Origin of the sequence: Butyrivibrio sp. (assembly GCF_017940685.1) — a bacterium.
Classification (GTDB): Bacteria; Bacillota; Clostridia; order Lachnospirales; family Lachnospiraceae; genus Butyrivibrio.
The window spans coordinates 1-12735 of the sequence record NZ_JAGAYD010000016.1; the positions used below are offsets into that span (position 1 = coordinate 1).

Annotated in this window: 12 protein-coding genes and 1 pseudogene; 12 read left to right on the forward strand and 1 reads right to left on the reverse strand. The window is 43.9% G+C overall.

All coding sequences use genetic code 11. The annotated features are described in order from the left end of the window. Positions 1 to 38: 38 nt before the first annotated feature. From J6I68_RS01365 to J6I68_RS01375, 3 genes are all read left to right on the forward strand, one after another. Positions 39 to 248 carry a PspC domain-containing protein gene (locus tag J6I68_RS01365; RefSeq protein WP_292204829.1) on the forward strand — a complete coding sequence of 70 codons (210 nt, stop codon included), beginning with the start codon at positions 39 to 41 and terminating at the stop codon, positions 246 to 248. A 301-nt stretch (positions 249 to 549) separates the two neighbouring features. After that, a complete protein-coding gene (locus tag J6I68_RS01370) occupies positions 550 to 2001 on the forward strand; it encodes an extracellular solute-binding protein (RefSeq protein WP_292216612.1) in 1452 nt (483 codons plus the stop codon). A 12-nt stretch (positions 2002 to 2013) separates the two neighbouring features. Then, on the forward strand, positions 2014 to 3741 hold the full coding sequence (locus J6I68_RS01375; protein WP_292216614.1) for a methyl-accepting chemotaxis protein: 1728 nt from the start codon (positions 2014 to 2016) through the stop codon (positions 3739 to 3741). Between the two features lie 81 nt (positions 3742 to 3822). On the opposite strand, the pseudogene J6I68_RS01380 reads toward J6I68_RS01375, so the two are convergent. Then, positions 3823 to 4086 (reverse strand): annotated as a pseudogene (locus tag J6I68_RS01380) (transposase); the annotation flags it as partial. Positions 4087 to 4384: 298 nt separating this feature from the next. On the opposite strand from J6I68_RS01380, the gene J6I68_RS01385 reads away from it, so the two are divergent. From J6I68_RS01385 to J6I68_RS01425, 9 genes are read left to right on the forward strand one after another with little or no spacing between them, the layout of a single operon-like run. After that, positions 4385 to 5983 (forward strand): ABC transporter substrate-binding protein, encoded by a 1599-nt coding sequence (locus J6I68_RS01385; protein ID WP_292216616.1) that lies wholly within the window; start codon positions 4385 to 4387, stop codon positions 5981 to 5983. Continuing rightward, positions 5976 to 6899 (forward strand): ABC transporter permease, encoded by a 924-nt coding sequence (locus J6I68_RS01390; RefSeq protein ID WP_292216617.1) that lies wholly within the window; start codon positions 5976 to 5978, stop codon positions 6897 to 6899. Before J6I68_RS01385 ends, J6I68_RS01390 begins: the two co-directional genes overlap by 8 nt. Further along, positions 6900 to 7718, forward strand: coding sequence for an ABC transporter permease (locus J6I68_RS01395; RefSeq protein WP_292216619.1), 819 nt, complete (start codon positions 6900 to 6902; stop codon positions 7716 to 7718). It abuts the gene before it with no gap. A 3-nt stretch (positions 7719 to 7721) separates the two neighbouring features. Further along, on the forward strand, positions 7722 to 8444 hold the full coding sequence (locus J6I68_RS01400) for an ATP-binding cassette domain-containing protein (protein ID WP_292216620.1): 723 nt from the start codon (positions 7722 to 7724) through the stop codon (positions 8442 to 8444). Position 8445: 1 nt separating this feature from the next. Further along, the gene (locus J6I68_RS01405) at positions 8446 to 9186 is read left to right on the forward strand and encodes an ABC transporter ATP-binding protein (protein WP_292216621.1); all 741 of its coding nucleotides are present in this window, start codon (positions 8446 to 8448) and stop codon (positions 9184 to 9186) included. 33 nt (positions 9187 to 9219) lie between these two features. Then, positions 9220 to 9975 (forward strand): class I SAM-dependent methyltransferase, encoded by a 756-nt coding sequence (locus J6I68_RS01410; RefSeq protein ID WP_292216622.1) that lies wholly within the window; start codon positions 9220 to 9222, stop codon positions 9973 to 9975. A 29-nt stretch (positions 9976 to 10004) separates the two neighbouring features. Beyond that, the gene (locus tag J6I68_RS01415) at positions 10005 to 10745 is read left to right on the forward strand and encodes a DUF4198 domain-containing protein (protein ID WP_292216623.1); all 741 of its coding nucleotides are present in this window, start codon (positions 10005 to 10007) and stop codon (positions 10743 to 10745) included. A gap of 44 nt (positions 10746 to 10789) precedes the next feature. Further along, positions 10790 to 11740, forward strand: coding sequence for a succinylglutamate desuccinylase/aspartoacylase family protein (locus tag J6I68_RS01420; RefSeq protein ID WP_292216625.1), 951 nt, complete (start codon positions 10790 to 10792; stop codon positions 11738 to 11740). 36 nt (positions 11741 to 11776) lie between these two features. Beyond that, positions 11777 to 12322, forward strand: a complete 546-nt coding sequence (locus tag J6I68_RS01425; RefSeq protein ID WP_292216626.1) for an NUDIX hydrolase — start codon at positions 11777 to 11779, stop codon at positions 12320 to 12322. Positions 12323 to 12735 lie beyond the last annotated feature (413 nt).

Here is a 12735-nt window from a genome sequence, read left to right on the forward strand (position 1 = left end):
AATGAAACGAAACGTGATTTTTTTAGGAGGTTAGCGTTATGGAAAAAAAGTTGTATAGAAGCAATGACAGAAAGATCTTTGGAGTATGCGGCGGCGTTGCTGAGTACTTTGGATTTGATCCAACAATTGTAAGAGTTCTCTGGTTAGTATTTTCGTTATCCGGCGGCATTGGAATTCCGGCATATATCATCCTTACATTCCTGATGCCAAACCGTCCTGATTATATAAGCAGGTACGACAATCAGTGAGACGCCTACGTATAGGCAAAATTTAGGCCCCTGCAGCGTTGCAGGGGCTTTTCTTTGTATGCGCGCCATGGGCGCGCTCTGACGGGTGTAAGCCCCGAACATGCCTAGATAGTGGGAAGTGTATAGCCGAACAGCAAGGGTGTCAGGCTTACTAGAAAACACACCTATGAAGCAAGAAAAAGAAATTATTAAAAAAATATAATATTTGATAAAGCGTAGAATAATCTTATTGTTTATAGAGTATAATTATACAAAACATGGAGTACATTCTAAGTTATTTTGATCAGCCAGAGGAGGTATTATGAACAGGAAGAAACCAACTATCGTAATCGCTGTGGCTTTGGCTTGCATGTTGTGCGCATGCTCAAAAACCGCATCCGGAGGTGTTAACGCAGGACTTTTGGAATCAGATGTGGTCGGCAGCAGCAAAGGGTCTTTTACCAAACCTTCTTCCATAACCATAATGGTGGATGGAACTCTTATAACGCAGGAAAACGGCAGAGATGAATTTGAGAAACAGTGGGAAGCTCTGACGGGAATTGACCTAATAATTATACAGCCTGAGCATGATATATATTATCAGGAGGTCGAAAAAGCGTTTGAATCAGGTGACTTACCGGACGCTATTCTGTTGAGCTCAACATATTATACATCGTATGCTGCACAGAATTACCTGGCAGATATATCTTCATATTACCAGGGGTCTGACCTTCAGGCCAGTATACAGAGTGCTGGTAAGGAAAGCCTCATTGATGGTATCAGAATCAACGGTAAGCTCTATGGAATAAGCCCAACAAGAGGAAATGGTTGTATCACCTATATTAAGAAGGCCTGGCTTGACAATGTGGGATTGAAAGCGCCATCCAATTACGCTGAGTATCTTGCCATGATCAAGGCATTTACAGAAGGCGATCCTGATGGTGATGGCGTAAATGGCAATACCTACGGTGTTTCTGCTGCAGGGATTATAAATAATGAGGCTCCTTATACTAATTACCTCCCTGAGTTTTATCAGGACGCCCATCCCTCTTTTTATCATAAGGATGATGGCACCTGGGCAGATGGTTTCTTTGAAGAAAGTATGAAAGCGGCGCTTACAAGAATTCGTGATGCTTATTCAAAGGGATATATTGACAAGGATATTGCAGAGAATGGAACCGGAGACTGCAGGGATAAGTTCTATGCCAATGAATATGGAGTTTTTACTTACTGGGCAGGAAATTGGGCGCAGACATTGAGCGACAAACTGGCTGATGCAGGGGTTGATAATGAGCTTGTAGCAATCCCGCCGATCGCAGAGACCGGAGCATACCTTGAGAGAGTTGCTCCCGTGTGGTGCATAACATCTGCCTGCAAAAATCCCTCCGGTGTATATAAATATTTTTTGGAGACAATGAACGATGGTGGTGCAGTGGAAGAGCTTTGGACCTACAGTCCGGTTTCTGATAAATATGCCAAGAATCACATTGATCATATGATAGCTACTGTTGCTCTTAAAAATGATCCGGGTAAGATCACGGAAAAGCAGGCACAGGCTCTGGAGCTTTTTAATACGAACAGCGTTATGGCTGACCTGCCTTATGGAACAGATGCATATTCACTTTATAATGATGAACTGATGAACCTCAAAAAAGAACTGGTGAAGAAAGTTGTAATTGATGGAACTGATATTGATAAGGCATATGCAGAACTTGAAGCGGCCAATGGCGTATATATGTCCCAGGCAATTGTAGATTCACTGAATGCTGAGTAAGGAGGCGGATCGATGAAGAAGAATAACAGAGGCATAAGATTTGGTATTAAAGGCAAGATTCTTATTGGCAGCATCCTGATCAATATAATTGTTTGTACAGTTATGGGTGTAGCAATCTATCGTTTTGTGCAAAAGAGCTATGTTGAGTCAGCAGCCAGGAATACTCTTTCAATATGTCAGATTGCTGCCAGGCAGCTTAATGGTAATCTTTTGAGCTTGCTTGATGTGGGGGCTGATGAGAGCTATGCCAATACTGTAATGAGAGATGACATGGCTGTGGTTGCAGGTTCTGCAAACATTTCCAACATATACACAGTCGGAGAGAGAAATGGTTCGCTGGTTTATCTGGCCACACCGGCTGCTAATAACATTTCAATTGGAACTTCCATCGGGAGTGATAACACAGACGGGATAAATAAAGCTCTCAGCTCTGATGGGTATGTGTCCACAAATGTTGAGAAGACGGGCTCTGGTGTTAATTACATCACTGCATATGCACCGATAAAAAACAAATCCGGTGATGTGGTTGGCGTTCTTGGAATTGACTATATTGTTGATGATCTTATTAGTTCATTGAATAGTATAGTTGAAACTATCATCATAATTGCGATAGTTATGGCTGTTATTTCAGGCGTGATCTCAGCTGTCATGGCAAATGGTATTGGTTATGGCCTTGGAGTTGTAGATAAGAAGATCATAGAATTGGTAAATAACAATGGTGACCTTACTCAGAAAATCGAGGTTAAGGGAAATGATGAAGTGTCAGATATCGCAGACAGTATAAATAATCTTCTGGAATATATCAGGGGCGTTGTCGGATCGATCTTTGACAGTTCAAATAAGCTTTCCGGTTCAGTTGAAACTGCACTTGATAACACAGTAAGGACTAACGATCAGTTGGATGGTGTGTCCGCAACCATGGAGCAGATGAGCGCTGCCATGGAAGAGACAGCTGCTTCACTTCAGCAGGTTCATAGCTCTACAAATAAAATTAAGGAAGATGTACAGGGAATGTACAGCAATGTTCGCGAAGGAACAGACTATGCAAGCGAGATGGAAGAGCGAGCCAAGGAAATGAGGAAGAATGCCGAACTTGAGACTGAAGCTGCCAAGATTGCTGCTGATAATATGACAGAAGGCCTTAATGACAAGATCGATAAATCCAGGGCTGTTGAGCAAATCAGTGGTCTTACGCAGACAATTCTTGAGATTGCATCGCAGACTAATCTTCTGTCACTGAATGCAAGTATTGAGGCGGCCAGAGCAGGAGAACACGGAAAAGGTTTTGCAGTAGTTGCAAGTGAGATCAGCAGTCTTGCCACAAGCTCCGCTGATACAGCCAAGAAGATTCAGGTTATTTCCGAAGAAGTTATTGGAAATGTAAGAGAGCTTGCAGATGAAGCCACGAAGATGGTTGATTTTGTCAGGGAAAAGACAATTGGCGGTTACCAGCAGCTGATGGATACCGGCGTTCAGTATCAGGATGACGCGCAAAAGATATCTGAGATGCTTAAAAATGTGGAGGATGCCTCCAAGAATATCGAGAACTCGATGAATTTTGTTTCTCAGGCTATGGATGATGTGGCAACCGCTGTTGATGAAAGTGCTAAAGGAATTGGAGATGTAGCGGGAGCAGTAACGGAGATGTCGTCAAACATGAAGCAGAATAAGGCTGTGGTAAATGAGAATGCTCAGATAGCGCAGCAGCTTGATGGCGAGGTTAATAAGTTCAAATTCTGATGACAATCCAAAAAACTTGGAAAATAAAAGCCCCTGCAGCGTTGTGATATGTACCCAGAATCCTGGACACATATTTATGAATTAGGCGGAACACATGGATGCTATCCTGTATTGTACAGGTGGCATCCATTTTGTTTTTGCCTGAATTCTTTTGTTATTGTAGTAATCTATATATTCTTCAACCGCTTTTGAAAAGTCTTCAAAAGAAGCATAGTCTTTCTCATAGCCATAATACATTTCGTTTTTTATTCTTCCAAAGAATGTTTCCATAATACAATTATCATAGCAATTACCTTTTCGAGACATTGATTGGATAATTCCATGCTCTTTTAAAGCAGTACGATAATAAAATGACAGCCGAAGCTGTCATAGCCTTTATGAACAACTTCTTCGATTATTAAAATGGTGACCACCTCTAATGAAGTGATCACCATTTTTTTTGACTTATTTTGTTTATTTGGCCTATCTACTTGACAGACCCCTGTTCACTATCGTCATCTCTTTTTGTAATATGAAAAAAGATTAGACAAGGACAGTGATTTTTTAAAAAAGTAACCCCCCAGGGGGCTTGTGGGGCTTATTTCACGATGTTATCCTTTCCATTGTGCGAGGAAATTTAGTGCACAATGGAGGGAAAAATCGTATGAAGAAAAAGTTTTTAGCAGCACTTCTTGCTGCAACCATGACATTATCAATGGCTGCATGTGGCTCAGGTGCACAGACTCAGAAGGCAGAAACTGAGACAACTACTGAAACACAGGCGACAGAAACATCTGAAAATCAGACAGCTGACGAGAGTCAGTCTACAGCTACAGGTGAGAAGATCCTTCACACTGCAGCATCTTTTGCTTATCCAAGTCTTGATGTACACAAAGAATATTATGGATGGTACACATCTATTTATGGCGTTTCAGAGGCGCTCTTTAAGCTTGATGAGACCATGAGCGCAGTTCCATGCCTTGCCAAGGACGCAGTAGCTGATGGCAGCACATGGACTATCACACTTAATGATGGGGTTCACTTCTCAAACGGAAATCCTCTGACAGCTGATATGGTAATCAAGAACCTTCAGCGTCTTGCTACAGAGAACAGCAGATTTGCTTATTTGGGCGACTTTGAAATGACCGCTACAGATGATAAGACCATCGTTATCGATACAAAGGAAGTTTATCCAACTCTTAAGAACGATCTTGCAAGTCCTGAATGTGGAATGATCGATCTTGATGCAACAACTGATTTTGACAACTCACCTGTATGCACAGGCCCATTTGTTGTTACAGAGTTTGTACCTGAGGGTGATGTAACGGTAGCCAAGAACGAAAATTACTGGGGCGGCGATGTTAAGCTTGACGGCGCTGTATTCTACTACATGCAGGAGGATGATCCTAAGCTTCTTGCTATGCAGAGCGGCGAGATCGACTGCTACAACAGCGTTTCATCAGCAGCTCTTGAGGTTTACAACCAGAGCCCTGATCTTTACGATGTAGTTTCAATTCCTGGTGCACGTCTCCAGTTCTACATTCTCAACGAGAATACACTCGATGATGCTGTAAGAGAAGCAATCAACCTCACTGTCGATAAGGATAAGATCGCTGAGTACCTTTCAGGTACAGTATCTGCAGCAGTTGGACCTTTCTCACCATCAGCAGCATACGGCAAGGTAACTGTTCCTGCAGTTGATACAGCCAAGGCAAAAGAGATCCTTGAGGCTGATGGTTACACGCTTGGAGCTGATGGAATCTACGAGAAGGATGGCCAGAAGCTTAGCATCAGCATTGCATACTATGCAGCAAGATCTCTTGATACTCTTGCAATCCTGATCCAGGAGCAGCTTAAGGCAATTGGTATTGATTCAACACTTAGAGTTGAGGAAGATCCTGATGCAACATATATTGCAAACGCTGACTTTGATCTTGCCCTTTACTGCATGATCGCTGACAAGTCAGGTGATCCTCTTTACTTCATTGATTCAACTCTTGCAGATGGCTCTTACTACAATGTAGGTGGATTTAAGAGCGCAGAGTGCCAGAGCATGATCGAGGAGCTCAGAACTGAGACAGACACTGCAAAGAGAGCAGATCTTGCCAACAAGATCGTCCAGATCGCTATAGATGACAATGCTTTTGGATATGTTGGACTTTTCAATAACACTACAGTTCTTCGTAAGGGCGTCAGCGGATTTGCTGAGTATGTTCCTTTCGACTTTTATGGAGTAGACGCAGAGACAGACATTAATGGCTAAACAGATACTTAAAAGGGTCCTGGGACTTGTCCTGATACTTTTGGTGCTGAGCTTTATGGTGTTTGGCATAATGTATCTGGCCCCTGGTGATCCTGCGGAAAAGAGACTCACCTCCCAGGGTGTGGTGGTCACAAAAGAAATACTGCAAGCGGAGCGGGAGAGGCTTGGCCTCCTCCGCCCCTTTATCGTTAGATACGCAGACTGGCTTAAAAATGTTCTTAGAGGAGATTTTGGTATTTCATTTAAGGACGATCTTCCTGTTGCGCCAAAACTGATAAAAGGGCTTAAAAACACTATCTGGCTGGCTTTATCCAGCCTGTTTTTGGCGCTTATTATTTCTTTTCCACTGGGGTTATTGTCAGCAGTAAAAAAAGGCAAATTGGTGGACCATATAGCCAGGCTCTTTTCGTTTATAGGCAATTCTCTGCCTAATTTCCTGATCTCAGTACTTTTGATGTATCTGTTTTGCATACAGATCAAGGTCTTCCCGGTAATTGCGGATGGAAGCGTAAAAGGGCTAATGCTCCCGGCGCTTTCTCTGGCAATTCCTATGGCAGGCAGGTTTACAAGGCAGATAAGAAGCGAACTTATAGATCAGCTTGGGGAAGAGTATGTTGTGGGAATGAAGTTGAGAAGGGTCAAGGGCAGATTTATTCTGATCAACAATGTCCTTAGAAACAGCCTTGGGCATATACTTACAATTATCGGTCTGCAGATCGGAACCCTGATGGGGGGCAGCGTCGTTATTGAGAGCATATTCAGATGGCCAGGGATTGGAAAACTTGTGATGGATTCCATTACAGCCAGAGATTACCCTGTGATCATGGGATTTGTCCTTATTATGGGAACAATCTATGTCGTGATAAATCTGATAGTTGATATCATCTACAGGCTTTTGGATCCGAGGTCTTTTTAAATGAACCATAAACGTAAAAAGATTAACAGAATAAAAGTGATATTATCTGCCAGTGTTGCAGTTCTTTTGGTGCTTATAGCTCTTTTCGCAAGTGTTATTGCACCAAATGACCCATATGAGACCTGCGCATCAGCCATAAGGACAGCACCGTCTGCGGAATTTCTGTTTGGTACAGATAACCTGGGAAGATGCGTGTTTTCAAGAGTTTTATATGGAGCTAGGACAACAATAGCAGCTACATTCATACTTGTTGCAATTTCTTTCATTTTAGGAAGTTTTATAGGGGTTCTCAGCGGGTATTACGGTGGGATCCTGGATGAGATTACTATGAGGATCGCTGATATCATGCTGGCATTTCCTCAAATGGTAGTAGCCATCGCGGTTGCGGGCATTCTTGGCGGAGGACTGACAAGTGCCATGATCGCGCTGGGAATAACTATGTGGACTGGTTTTGCCAGACTTGCACGGAGCCATACTTTTGCCATAAAGAACTGCCCCTACGTGCAAGCCGCCAGACTAGCAGGGAAGAGTGGGTCTGCCATAATGATGGCCCACATTCTTCCCAATATAATAGCACCACTTCTCACAAATGCCCTGACACAGATAGGAACCACCATGATCGGTATTTCGGGCCTGTCTTTCCTGGGGCTTGGAGTTGTGCCACCCACTGCTGAGTGGGGATCAATGATCAATGAGTCCAGGGCGTACATACAGATAGCACCTTGGGCTGTGCTGTATCCGGCAATTGCTACCATAGTCACCATCATAGTATTTAACTATCTTGGAGACTGTGTCATGGAATATAGGGATGAGGACTAAAGCATGGATACAATACTTAAGATAAACAATCTGTCTGCAGGCTACGGCGAAGAGTGCGTTATAAGTGATATCTCTTTTGACGTGGAAGCAGGTAAAAAAGTATGCATCGTCGGTGAGAGCGGAAGCGGTAAAACCACGCTTCTTAAGGCCATTCACGGCTTTGGAGGCGTGACAAAGATAAGCGGGAGTATAGAGATCGGAAAAGACGTTCTGCTTGGAGTTGTGCCTCAAAATCCCGGGGGATCCTTTAATCCCATAAGGACTTACAAGGCGCAGATCTGTGAGGCGCTAAAGAGCAATAACATCGACTTTAAGATAGAGGAAGTGGAAAAAACACTGCAGATCCTGGGGCTTAGTGATGCAAGAAGGGCCCTTTCGTCAAGGCCCTACGAGCTGTCAGGAGGTATGAACCAGCGCATGGCCATTGCCACAACAATGCTGCTTGAGCCAGGGATTTTACTGTGCGATGAAGTTACAAGTGCCCTGGATGTTAAAACTGCAGGGATGGTGGTGGAGCAGCTTCTTGAAATCAACAGATTAAGAAACACTACGATCCTTATGGTCACACATCATTTGGGGATTGCATCTAAAATGGCTGATTTCATTGGGATCATGAAAAGCGGCAGAATGCTTGAGTATGGCCCTGCAAAAGAGATCCTTAATAATCCTCAAAATGAGTATACAAGAAACCTCCTTAAGGCCGTACCAAAACTAAAGGTGAGCTGATATGCCAGATTCAGATATAGTTTTAGCAGGAAAAAATCTAAATAAGTGTTACGTTGATAAGGGCAAAAAATTACAGGCCCTGAAGGATGTGAGCTTCTTTCTGAAAAAGGGAGAAATCCTTGGAATCGTAGGCGAGAGCGGAAGCGGAAAGAGCACTCTTCTTCGGCACATCAGCTGCCTGGAAAAGCCTGACAGCGGAACTCTTTTATATAAGGGAACGGAGTATACAGGTAAGCCTCCTGCCTTTGCCGGAACTTTTTTACAGATGATATTTCAGGATGCCCAGATGTCTTTTGACCCAAGAATGAAGATGAAAAAAGCTGTTGTAGAAGCATCAAACGGCTGCAGCCGCGAGAAGCTGTCACATATCCTTGAGGCTGTTGGGCTTGATGAGGGTCTTTTGGAGAAAAAGGCAGGTAATATGTCCGGAGGACAGTGCCAGAGGATGTCAATTGCCAGGGCGCTTTGCTCAGATGCCAGGATCCTTTTGTGCGACGAGGTTACAAGTGCGCTGGATGTTACGACTCAGGCCCAGGTAGTGGCTCTTATAAGGCAGCTTCAGGAAAATGAAGGGCTGTCCATCATATTTGTCTCCCATGACCTTGCCCTTGTGAGCATGCTATGTGACAGGATAATGGTCATGAAAAACGGAGAGTGCGTGGAAGAGGGAGAGACTTCAAAGGTCCTTGGAAATCCACAGCATGAATACACAAAAGAACTACTCGATAATCTGATTGAGTGATTTGCATTGATAGAATGAGGTAATTGCAGTAATATGACGAAACTTAAGCAGATTCCTTTTGAGAAGGAATCGCCAGAAATTAAGAATAAGGTGGTGACCTACTGGTCCAAGCGGGCGGAGAGCTTTAGCGAGCACAAGCATCAAGAGATCCACAGCAAAAAGAAACAGCTGTGGCAGGCAGAGTTTTTAAGGCATTTTTCAGTGGATGACAAGCTCTCTGTGCTGGATGTAGGGTGCGGAGCCGGCTTTTTTGAGATGGTGCTGTCGGATTTTGATCTTGACGTTACCGGCGTCGATCTTACACCTGAGATGATAGAAAGGGGAAAAGAGCTTCTTTCCCGCCATGGTTCAAAGGCGCTTCTTAAGGTTATGGATGCAGAAAACTTGGATTTTCCAGATAGCTCTTTTGACCTGGTGATAAACCGGAACCTTGTCTGGACACTACCGCATCCGGTGGAAGCCTACAGAGAGTGGCACAGGGTGTTAAAGCCAGGAGGAATGCTGCTGGTGTACGACGCTGAGTATGCAAAGGGGTTTCACCATTATGACCAGATGCAGAATCTGGCTCACAAAAATGTAACTGATGCCATGACAGAAGAGTGCCACGATATATATCACATGTTATCAATCAGCGCCTTGGACAGACCGGAGTGGGACAAGGCGGTCCTTGAGGAAATTGGATTTGAAGATGTGATGACTGACCCTGATGTGGGAGACAGGCTGTACGGCGAAAAGGATCAGTTTTATATGCCCGACAGGATGTTTCTTGTAAAGGCACGAAAAGCTTGAATTTAACAGAACTTAGAACGGAGATTGAGATGAGAAGAGGAATAGATACTACAGATATGATGGTATATGGCCATGAGGCGTGGATAGTCACAGACAAGAGTGTCTATGCACCGGGGGAAGAGGTTTGCGGAATAATGAGGTGGGGACACCACATGAGGCCTGACGGGTTCTTTCGCCTTGATGAGATAAGAGCCTTTGCCACAGACGAAAAGGGCAACAGGATTGCAATAACCCCGGTCAAGGGTCCTGGCGATGAACAGGGAGACTATTATGAGCTGCGTTTTACGCCCGTTTCTGAGGGCATTTACACCCTTATGTGCATCTATGACAATAATTATGTAAGAGATGAAAAAGACGTCTATTATGAGGGCGACAGACGCAAATATCCTGATATCCTGGATGCAAAGAACTATCCACAGATATATGTTACAAACATAACTGTTGGAGAAAAGAAGGGAACTCCTGAGTTTATCCATGAGACCAGAGTAAGCTTTGTCCCTGATCCCTGGGAAGCTGACACAGATGTGCTGCATTTAAGGCTTATCCACGACAAGTTCCCTCTTAAGGGATCCACAGTAGTTGTGGTCTTCTATGATGGAAAAGAGTATTTTGAAAGGATCCTCAACACTGATGAGGATGGCAGGATATTCTTTTCAGTGGAGAAAAAAGGTGTATATATGGCTGTAACAAGGACTCCTCTTGCAGAGGGAATTCCTGGAATCTATGACAGCAAGGAAATTGCTTCAACATTTACATATGTGAAGAGGTGAAAAGAGCAGGGTGATGGCTAAGGAGCCAGAGCGAGGTTTTAACTATGGAAAAAATAACTATAGCCGGCCATGAACTTACATCCGGCAAGACAATAAAAGATCACATTCACGTTGGTGGCACTGAGATACACATTCCTCATGTCATCATCTGCGGTGAAAAGCCAGGAAAGACTGTGCTTTTAACAGCAGGTATCCACAACGCTGAATATGTGGGCATCCAGGCGGCCATTGAGCTCTCAAATGAGATTTCGCCCAAGGACCTTTCAGGAAATCTTATCATCATCCCATTAGCCAATAGATCTGGCTTTGAGAACAGGACCATGTCTATGGTCTACGAGGATGGCAAGAATCTGAACAGGGTTTTCCCGGGAGATAAGGACGGTTCTGCCGCTGATCGCCTGGCACACCTTCTGTTTGATGCATTTATCAAAAATGCAGACGCATATATAGATCTTCACAGCGGAGATGGGTACGAGACCCTGATCCCTTACGCTTACTATGTTGGCGAGGCGCCAGCCCACGATATGGCAAAAAAGATGGTTGATTGCGTAAACACTAAGTACTGCGTCAGAAGCACCTGTACCACAGGCGGAGCCTACAACATAGCATCAATGTCAGGAATCCCTAGCGTCCTCATAGAAAGAGGACAGCTCAGCCTTCTTCCTGCAGAGGAAGTTAAGGCGGACAAGGAAGATGTAATAAACATCCTGAAATTCCTTGGTCTTCTTGAGGGAGAGTTTGTCACCTATCCCAAGACAGAGCTTAGAGAATTTAGCGATGACGCTCCTTTCACCGGCTGCTGGTATCCAGACAAGAAGGTGGGTGACCGCTTCTCAAAGGGCGATAAATTTGGCGAAATCAGGGACTATTTTGGAAAGACCCTTCACACCGCCATTGCCAGCACTGACGGCGTTCTGATCCATCAGTGCTCATCCCTTAGTATCATAAAAGATGGTCCCATGGTTACCTATGGAATAATTCAAGGTATTTGCTAATATAGTAGATGACCACGCAAATCTGGAGGTACTACCATGGAATACCTTGATATAGTTGATGAAAATGGAAATCCCACTGGGGAGACGGTGGAGCGCTCCTTCGCCCACCAGAACGGCGTATGGCACAGGACATCACACGTGTGGATACTTAGAAAGAGAGAAGGGAAGATTGAAGTTCTTTTGCAAAAAAGAGCTGATACCAAGTCATTCCCAGGCTGCTATGACATTTCAAGTGCAGGCCACATCACAGCAGGACAGGGTTTCCTTGATTCTGCAGTAAGAGAGCTGGGCGAAGAGCTGGGAATCACGGCCACAGAGGATGAGCTTTTATTCTGTGGCGACAGGAAGATCATCTGGGACGACGTGTTCTTTGGCGAAGAGTACCACGACAGGCAGTTTACCAAGGTGTTCCTGTTGTGGGCAGATGTCGATGAAAAGAGCCTCACCCTCCAGGAAGAGGAAGTCAGTGCCGTTAAGTGGATGGATCTTGATGAGTGCATAGAGGGCGTAAAAGCCAATGCATTCAAGCACTGTATCTTACCTGAAGAACTGGAGATGGTGAAAAAGAGAGCACTGGCATAAGTAAAATTTAGGCCCCTGCAGTGATGCAGGGGCCTTCGTTTTTAGGAATTCTTTTCCTTTTCTTCTTCCATTTTCTTGATGAGCTTATCTATCTCTTCCTGGGAGAGCATTCCTCCCATATCGTTTGAATATACTAACATCTTATCATCCCTCGCGTTCAAAATTTTTTCCAACGGAGTATTTATATCATATCTCCAGAGTGGTTGGAAGTACATGTTGTGCTAAATCTTTTTATTCTATGAAAGGCACTAAATTTTGGAGTGAAAGCTATTACAAACTGTTGATTTTCACCACTTTTTTTGAAATTCTATTTCGCTAAAAAGGGTGAAAAACTGGAGTTTTTTTGCTCAAGTTGTCATGTATTATTCTCTTCGTAAGACATACAATTTTTATATCAAAAGAAAAACAAATTG

Bases quoted from the DNA above. Each gene is read 5' to 3' on its own strand.
- J6I68_RS01365 (WP_292204829.1), top strand. From the start codon at position 39: ATGGAAAAAAAGTTGTATAGAAGCAATGACAGAAAGATCTTTGGAGTA.
- J6I68_RS01370 (WP_292216612.1), top strand. From the start codon at position 550: ATGAACAGGAAGAAACCAACTATCGTAATCGCTGTGGCTTTGGCTTGC.
- J6I68_RS01375 (WP_292216614.1), top strand. From the start codon at position 2,014: ATGAAGAAGAATAACAGAGGCATAAGATTTGGTATTAAAGGCAAGATT.
- J6I68_RS01385 (WP_292216616.1), top strand. From the start codon at position 4,385: ATGAAGAAAAAGTTTTTAGCAGCACTTCTTGCTGCAACCATGACATTA.
- J6I68_RS01390 (WP_292216617.1), top strand. From the start codon at position 5,976: ATGGCTAAACAGATACTTAAAAGGGTCCTGGGACTTGTCCTGATACTT.
- J6I68_RS01395 (WP_292216619.1), top strand. From the start codon at position 6,900: ATGAACCATAAACGTAAAAAGATTAACAGAATAAAAGTGATATTATCT.
- J6I68_RS01400 (WP_292216620.1), top strand. From the start codon at position 7,722: ATGGATACAATACTTAAGATAAACAATCTGTCTGCAGGCTACGGCGAA.
- J6I68_RS01405 (WP_292216621.1), top strand. From the start codon at position 8,446: ATGCCAGATTCAGATATAGTTTTAGCAGGAAAAAATCTAAATAAGTGT.
- J6I68_RS01410 (WP_292216622.1), top strand. From the start codon at position 9,220: ATGACGAAACTTAAGCAGATTCCTTTTGAGAAGGAATCGCCAGAAATT.
- J6I68_RS01415 (WP_292216623.1), top strand. From the start codon at position 10,005: ATGAGAAGAGGAATAGATACTACAGATATGATGGTATATGGCCATGAG.
- J6I68_RS01420 (WP_292216625.1), top strand. From the start codon at position 10,790: ATGGAAAAAATAACTATAGCCGGCCATGAACTTACATCCGGCAAGACA.
- J6I68_RS01425 (WP_292216626.1), top strand. From the start codon at position 11,777: ATGGAATACCTTGATATAGTTGATGAAAATGGAAATCCCACTGGGGAG.